The organism is uncultured Fretibacterium sp. (assembly GCF_938040765.1).
Taxonomy (GTDB): domain Bacteria; phylum Synergistota; class Synergistia; order Synergistales; family Aminobacteriaceae; genus CAJPSE01.
Window position 1 is genome coordinate 1 of record NZ_CALIAA010000091.1, and the last position, 6,344, is coordinate 6,344.

The window sequence follows — 6,344 nt, forward strand, 5'->3', positions numbered from 1 at the left end:
ACTTTCTCAGCAGCTTGCTTTCAGCTATCAAAATGGATTTAGGCTATTGCGAGTTGTTCCGTGTCGATGGGAAACTTATCTACAAACCGAAATCCATCAGTTTCGGAAAGATGGACGAGGCGGCGTTCGACCGCGCGGTCGACCTGGAAAAGTTGTGCTTTCCTCACGATACCCCGAACGGCTGAGCCCTGTTTTATTCAAACTCCGGTATAATCATGAGCAATTCAGGACATTCCTGAAAAACGTTTCTATGAAAAGGAGCGGATCGCGATGCTTTGCGGACGTTCGTCCCTTTGTCTGACGCTTTTCCTTACGTTCATGCTTCTGTGTCCGTCGTCCTCGGCCGCGGTGGGCCCTTTGCCCGACCTCGTGGGGCCGTGGCTCGCGGAATCCGGGGACGCCATTCCCTTCAGGACGACATCGGAGGACCTTGGGGTCTGGCACAATCGCATCTACACGCGCAGCGCCCCTCCCGGGCGCATCGAGGCGATCCTGATGGAGGGCCCCGGTCCCGGGACGCTCCTCGTCCCCCAGGGTGCGGTGAGCGCCGACGACCTTCCGCTCGGGTTCGGGGCCCGATACCAAACGCTCGACATCGAGGGACACCGGGCCGTTCTGGAGCGGCAGGACATCCTTGGGACGGCCTTGGCCATCGAGCTGGGGAAGGACAGGACCCTGACCCTGGAGAGCGCGGGCGCGTCGCAGGAGGAGCTGACCGAGTTCGCCACGCAGGTCATCCTTCTCTTCGAGGGGCGGTGACGGCCCCGCATCACCGGGCCCAGGACAATCGTTCCGCCCGAACAAGCATTTCCGACTGAGAAGTGAAAGGAAGCGAAATTCATGAACACCTATCCCATCGGCCTCGTGCCCGGCCCCGTCTCGGTGCCCCGGAAGATTCGCGAGGCGTGGCTTACTGACTTCGGCAGCTCCGATCTGGAGACCGAATTCTACGACCTGTACGCAAAAAACCAGAAGCTCGTCCAGACGCTGCTCGGGACGAAGGAGAGCGTCGTCATCACCTCCGGGGAGGCCATGTCCATCCTGTGGGGCGGCGTCAAGAGCGCCCTGCGTCCGGGCGAGAGGCTACTGGCCGTCGCCTCGGGGCTCTTCGGCGAGGGGTTCGTCGACATGGCCCGCGCCATCGGGGCGGAGGCCGAGGTCGTGGCCTTCCCCTATGACGACGTCCCCGATCCCGAAAAGGTGCGGGAGGCCGTCCGGCGTTTCCGTCCGCAGCTCGTCACCGCCGTGCACTGCGAGACCCCCAGCGGCACCCTGAACCCTCATCTCAGGGAGCTGGGGGAGATCGCCCGCGAGGCGGATGCGCTATTCCTCGTCGACTTCGTGTCGAGCGGGGGCGGGGCCCCCGTAGGGGTGGACGAGGGGCTCATCGACATCGGCCTTCTTGGAAGCCAGAAGGTGCTGTCGCTTCCCCCGTCCCTGTCCGTCTCCACCGTCTCCGCGCGTGCGTGGAGCGTCTTCGAGCGCGTCGGGTACAGTGGATACGACGCCTATCTGCCCTGGCGGAGGGTCCCCGAGGTCCGGGCCATGCCCTACACGCACGACTGGCAGGGGATGACGGCGCTGAACGTCGCCCTGAACGCCATCATGGAGGAGGGGCCGGAGAACGCCTACGCCCGGCACGCCCGTGCGGCTCAACTCTGCCGGACGATGGGCCGCGAGGCGGGGCTGACGCTCTTCCCCGTGCGGGAGGACATCTGCTCCCCCACCGTGACGGCCTTCAACGTCCCGGACGGCTGGACGTGGCCGGAGCTGGACGCCGCGCTGAGGAAGAAGGGGCTCGTCGCCGGAGGAAACTACGGATCGCTGGACGGCCGGGTTTTCCGCATCGGGCACATGGGCAGCCAGGCCGACGAGGCCCTGGTGGCCCGGGGCATGGAGGTAGTCGGGGAGGTCCTGAGGGGCAAATGAAAGGGAACATCTCGCCGGAGATATTCAGGGAGTACGACATCCGGGGCGACGCGGAACGGGATCTGACGGACGACGTCGTGGAGGCGATCGGCAGGGCCTACGGCGCCTGGCTGAGGGAGCGGTCGGTCGACCGCGTCTCCGTGGGAGGAGACGTCAGGCTCTCGACCCCGCGCATCCGGGCCGCCGTCGCCCGGGGCCTCACCGCCTCGGGCATCGACATCATGGATATCGGGACCGTCACGACCCCCTTGCTCTACTGGAGCATGCATCACCTCGACCTGAAGGGCGCGGTCATGATCACGGGCAGCCACAACCCGCCCAACATGAACGGCCTGAAGCTGGGATACGACAACGCCACGCTCTGGGGCGACAGCATACAGGAGGTGCGTCGCCTGACGGAGTCGGAGCTTCCCTCCTGCGGCCCGGGGACGGTCACGGCGCGGGACATCACGGACGACTACCTGGCGATGCTCGCCTCCAGGTTCGAACCCTTCTCCCGCACCTTCAAGGTGGTCTGCGACAGCGGAAACGGGACCGCCGGCCCCATCGCCGAGCGATTCTTCAAGTCGCTGGGCTGCGCCTGCATCCCCCTCTGCGCGGAGCCGGACGGGCGCTTCCCCAATCACCACCCGGACCCGCAGAAGCGCGAGAACCTCCAGGACCTGATCGAGAAGGTCAAGTCCTCGGGGGCGGACGTCGGGTTCGCCTTCGACGGGGACGCCGACCGCTTGGGCGTGGTGGACGAACACGGCACGGTGATCTTCGGGGACCGTCTGATGGCCCTCTACTGGGCCGAGATCCTGAAGGCCCGGCCCGGTACGGAGGCCATCGTCGAGCCCAAGTGCAGCATGGCGCTGCCGGAGGAGATCGAGCGCCTGGGCGGTCGGGTGCTCTTCTGGAAATCCGGGCACTCCGTCATCAAGGCGAAGATGCGGGAGATCGGCGCGCCCTTCGCGGGGGAGCTCTCCGGGCACATGTTCTTCGCCGACGAGTACTACGGGTTCGACGACTCCTTCTACGCGGCGGGGCGCATCCTGAGAATCCTGTCCAGGACCGGAAGAAGCCTCTCCGACCTCATGGCCTCCATCCCCCTATACCCCGCGACGGAGGAGGCCCGGATCGACTGCCCGGACTCCGAGAAGTTCGAGGTCATCCGACGCATCCGGGAGAAGGCGCTCAAGGACTACAAGGGCCTGACCCTGGACGGAATCCGCATCCTCTACCCCGGCGGCTGGGGGCTGATCCGCGCCTCCAACACCCAGCCCGTCATCACGACCCGCTGCGAGGGCAGGGACGAGAAAGCCCTGGCCTTCATCATGGAGGACGTCAAAAAACGGCTGAGGGCGGAAGGCCTGCCGGACTTCACATGGACGTTCTGAAATGGACATTCTGAACACGGACGGGCACAGGGGCGGCTATGGGAACATCCTGCTGCCCCGGGGCCTGTCCCTTCCGCTCGATCTGAGGGCGCTGTCCGGGGGGCGGGGCCGGACGGAGCTGGAGGTCGGGTTCGGCAACGGGGAGTACACGGTGCGTCACGCGGGGGCGAACCCGGACACGTTCCTGCTGGGCATGGAGGTCTCGCCGGCTTGCGTCCTGCGCTGCGCCAGGCGTTCGGGGGGGCTGGACAACCTCAGGCTCATCCGCACGGACGCCCGCTACATGATGAAGGAGCTCTTCGCGGACTCCTCCCTGGATAAAATCTACATGAACTTCCCCTGCCCCTGGCCCAAGAAGCGCCATGCGCACCGCCGCGTGACCGCCCGGGAGTTCACCGACGACCTGGCCGCGGTGCTGAGGCCAGGCGGCGTCTTCGAGCTGGTCACGGACGACGAGCCCTACGCTCAGGAGGTCCAGGCACGGCTTTCGGCCCATGCGGCGCTCGAGCTCCGTTCGTGCGAGACGAACCCCGAGCGCCCCGTCACAACGAAGTACGAGCGCAAATGGATGGAGCAGGGCAAGGCGATCCACAGGCTGATCTTTGCCAAGACACGGGACTTCACCGTCGCACGACGGACCTGGAGGGATTCGGAGATGCACATCAGGACGGAATATCCCCCGAACGAGGAGAGGATCGCGGCCCTCGACGGGACGAGCGGACGCAGGGGAGACGCCCGGTGGGCGTTCGGCCGCCATTACGCGGGGCCGGACGGGGCTCCGTGTTTCCTGGTCGACACCTTCTCCACCGACGACGAGTTCGAGCAGCGTTACTACCTCAGGGTCTCCGAGCGCGGCGGCGGCACGCTGGTCCAGCTGGATGGGACGGCAAACGCCTTTCTGACCCCCGCCGTGCGGTGCGCCGCCGAGGACCTCGCGCGGCGCCTGGGACCGGACGGAAACGCGGCGCCAGCCCCTTGAAGGAGGTCCGCCCCACCTCCGGCCGGGTCCTTCTGGCCCTGTTCAGCATCCTGGACTCCATGCGCGGCGCCGTCGGGTCCCTGGAGGGAGCGAGGTTTCTCGATTTCTTCGCGGGAACGGGCCGCGTCGGCCTCGAGGCGCTGCGACGCGGCGCGGCATCCGTGGTCTTCGTGGAATCGGTCCGTGCACGGGCCCAGACTATCGAGCGCTCCGTGCCGCACACGGCTCCGGGCAGCGCGGCAGTCCTGAACCTCGAACTGCGGAGGGCCATTGCCTGGCTGCGCAGGAGAAAAAAGGTCTTCGACGTCGTATTCGCCGACCCCCCTTACCACGAGGGGTGGGGGGCGGCGCTGCCGGGTATCGGAGGTCTTGCGGAGCTTCTGGCGCCGGGCGGCGTCATGGTCGTGGAGCACTCGGTCCGGGAGCCGCTGACCGTCCCCCCGGGGGAGTGGCGGGTCGAGTCCGAGAGGGAGTACGGGGAGACGGTACTGACGTTCCTGAGCCCCGTGCGCGCCATTCGGGACGCCGAAGCGCAGGAGGGCGCACCGCAGGAAGGAGAGGTTGGCGAATGAAACGCGCCGTCCGGGCCGTCTACCCCGGCTCGTTCGACCCGATCACCAACGGGCACATCTATATTGCCGAACGCGCCGCCGCGATCTTCGACGAGGTGCGGGTCAGCATTCTGGTCAACCCCCAGAAACGTTCCACGTTCAGCGTCGAGGAACGGCACGCCATGGCCCGAGAGGCGCTGAGCTACCTGCCCAACGTCACGGTCGGCCACTTCACGGGCCTGCTGGTCGACTACCTGAGGCAGGAAAAGGCGCGTGCCATCATCCGCGGGCTGCGCGCCATGTCCGACTTCGAGTACGAGTTCCAGATGGCCCTGATGAACCGCCAGCTGGCCCCGGAGATCGAGACGTTCTTCATCGTGACCGACCCCAAATATTCGTACCTTTCCAGCAGCGTCATCCGCGACATCTTCCAGTTCGGCGGGACGGTGCACGACATGGTTCCCCCCGGCGTCTTCCGTCGGCTGCGGGAGCGCTTTCCTCCCGCTCTGGCCCCCCGCGGGGACGGACATGCCTGACCTTCCGCCCCTGCCCCGGTCCTTCTACCTCCGGGGCGCGGTCGAGACGGCGCGCGCCCTGTTGGGGAAGGTCCTGGTCCATCGGACGGCGGAAGGGGCCGCCGCGGGCATCGTCGTCGAGACGGAGGCCTACGCCGGCCCCGCGGACGCCGCGTGCCACGCCTTCGGCATCCCGGCCGCCCGGCCGGGACACCGCACGGAGGTCATGTTCCGCGCGGGCGGCTATGCCTATGTCTACCTGATCTACGGGATGTACCACTGCTTCAACGTCGTCGCGGGCCCCGAGGGCTTTCCCGAGGCCGTCCTGATTCGTGCGCTGGAACCCTTATCCGGGGTGGAATTGATGGAACGGCACAGAGGGACGAGGGATGCCCGCAAATTGTGCAGCGGGCCCGGCAAACTCTGCCAGGCACTGCGCATCTCGCGGGAGCAGAACGGGACGGACCTGACGGACGAGACGCTGTTCCTCACCGAGGGGGAATCGATCCCCGACGCCCGCGTCGCCGCGACGCCGCGCATCAACGTGGATTACGCGGGGGAGGCGGCCGGCTACCCCTACCGCTTCGCCGTGAAGGACAGCCCGTTTGTCTCGACCCGGCGGTTTCTGGAAAAAGGGTGATTCACGACTGCCTATCTCTCAGAACGACTCGGGCCATTTTCAGCCGTCAACTACGTTCACGTCCGTCAATGACCTCTCCCACGTCTCATCCTCGTATGCGTCTCCCTCGGTCAGCAAATAACAGGAGCTCCGAACGTCGTAATGCAGGGCATAGATTTTATCGCTGGGCACCGTCAGCGTCAGCACAACGGGGTTCGTACGATACAGGGTAACCGTACGGCCTCCCCTCGCCCACTGGGCATAAACCTCCAGCACATTCTCCCCCGGTCTGAGGTAAACCGCCGCTGCAGCCTTGTGAAAAAACCAACACGATTTCTCACCGTTTATCGCAGAGACCCTCACGTTCTCAGC

Annotated in this window: 9 protein-coding genes; 8 read left to right on the forward strand and 1 reads right to left on the reverse strand. The window is 66.0% G+C overall.

What is annotated here, in order from left to right:
- The 8 genes from Q0176_RS03395 to Q0176_RS03430 all read left to right on the forward strand — a co-directional run.
- A partial coding sequence (locus Q0176_RS03395) for a hypothetical protein (RefSeq protein ID WP_299299234.1) occupies window positions 1-185 on the forward strand: 185 nt, incomplete at its 5' end.
- Between the two features lie 85 nt (window positions 186-270).
- Window positions 271-759, forward strand: coding sequence for a hypothetical protein (locus Q0176_RS03400; RefSeq protein ID WP_299299236.1), 489 nt, complete (start codon window positions 271-273; stop codon window positions 757-759).
- An 81-nt stretch (window positions 760-840) separates the two neighbouring features.
- Window positions 841-1,929, forward strand: a complete 1,089-nt coding sequence (locus Q0176_RS03405; protein ID WP_299299238.1) for an aminotransferase class V-fold PLP-dependent enzyme — start codon at window positions 841-843, stop codon at window positions 1,927-1,929.
- A complete protein-coding gene (locus Q0176_RS03410; protein ID WP_299299240.1) occupies window positions 1,926-3,308 on the forward strand; it encodes a phosphomannomutase/phosphoglucomutase in 1,383 nt (460 codons plus the stop codon). The genes Q0176_RS03405 and Q0176_RS03410 overlap by 4 nt, the downstream gene beginning before the upstream one ends.
- A gap of 1 nt (window position 3,309) precedes the next feature.
- A complete protein-coding gene (trmB, locus tag Q0176_RS03415) occupies window positions 3,310-4,287 on the forward strand; it encodes a tRNA (guanosine(46)-N7)-methyltransferase TrmB (RefSeq protein ID WP_299299242.1) in 978 nt (325 codons plus the stop codon).
- Window positions 4,284-4,859, forward strand: coding sequence for an RsmD family RNA methyltransferase (locus tag Q0176_RS03420; RefSeq protein ID WP_299299244.1), 576 nt, complete (start codon window positions 4,284-4,286; stop codon window positions 4,857-4,859). The genes trmB and Q0176_RS03420 overlap by 4 nt, the downstream gene beginning before the upstream one ends.
- On the forward strand, window positions 4,856-5,374 hold the full coding sequence (gene coaD, locus Q0176_RS03425) for a pantetheine-phosphate adenylyltransferase (protein WP_299299246.1): 519 nt from the start codon (window positions 4,856-4,858) through the stop codon (window positions 5,372-5,374). The genes Q0176_RS03420 and coaD overlap by 4 nt, the downstream gene beginning before the upstream one ends.
- Window positions 5,367-5,993, forward strand: a complete 627-nt coding sequence (locus Q0176_RS03430; protein ID WP_299299248.1) for a DNA-3-methyladenine glycosylase — start codon at window positions 5,367-5,369, stop codon at window positions 5,991-5,993. The genes coaD and Q0176_RS03430 overlap by 8 nt, the downstream gene beginning before the upstream one ends.
- Before the next feature lie 39 nt (window positions 5,994-6,032).
- Here the strand turns inward: Q0176_RS03430 and Q0176_RS03435 are convergent.
- A partial coding sequence (locus Q0176_RS03435; RefSeq protein ID WP_299299250.1) for a hypothetical protein occupies window positions 6,033-6,344 on the reverse strand: 312 nt, incomplete at its 5' end.

Excerpts from the sequence above, each read along its gene's own strand:
- Q0176_RS03405 (WP_299299238.1), top strand. The coding sequence starts at position 841 with ATGAACACCTATCCCATCGGCCTCGTGCCCGGCCCCGTCTCGGTGCCC.
- Q0176_RS03410 (WP_299299240.1), top strand. The coding sequence starts at position 1,926 with ATGAAAGGGAACATCTCGCCGGAGATATTCAGGGAGTACGACATCCGG.
- coaD (WP_299299246.1), top strand. The coding sequence starts at position 4,856 with ATGAAACGCGCCGTCCGGGCCGTCTACCCCGGCTCGTTCGACCCGATC.
- Q0176_RS03430 (WP_299299248.1), top strand. The coding sequence starts at position 5,367 with ATGCCTGACCTTCCGCCCCTGCCCCGGTCCTTCTACCTCCGGGGCGCG.
- trmB (WP_299299242.1), top strand. The coding sequence starts at position 3,310 with ATGGACATTCTGAACACGGACGGGCACAGGGGCGGCTATGGGAACATC.
- Q0176_RS03400 (WP_299299236.1), top strand. The coding sequence starts at position 271 with ATGCTTTGCGGACGTTCGTCCCTTTGTCTGACGCTTTTCCTTACGTTC.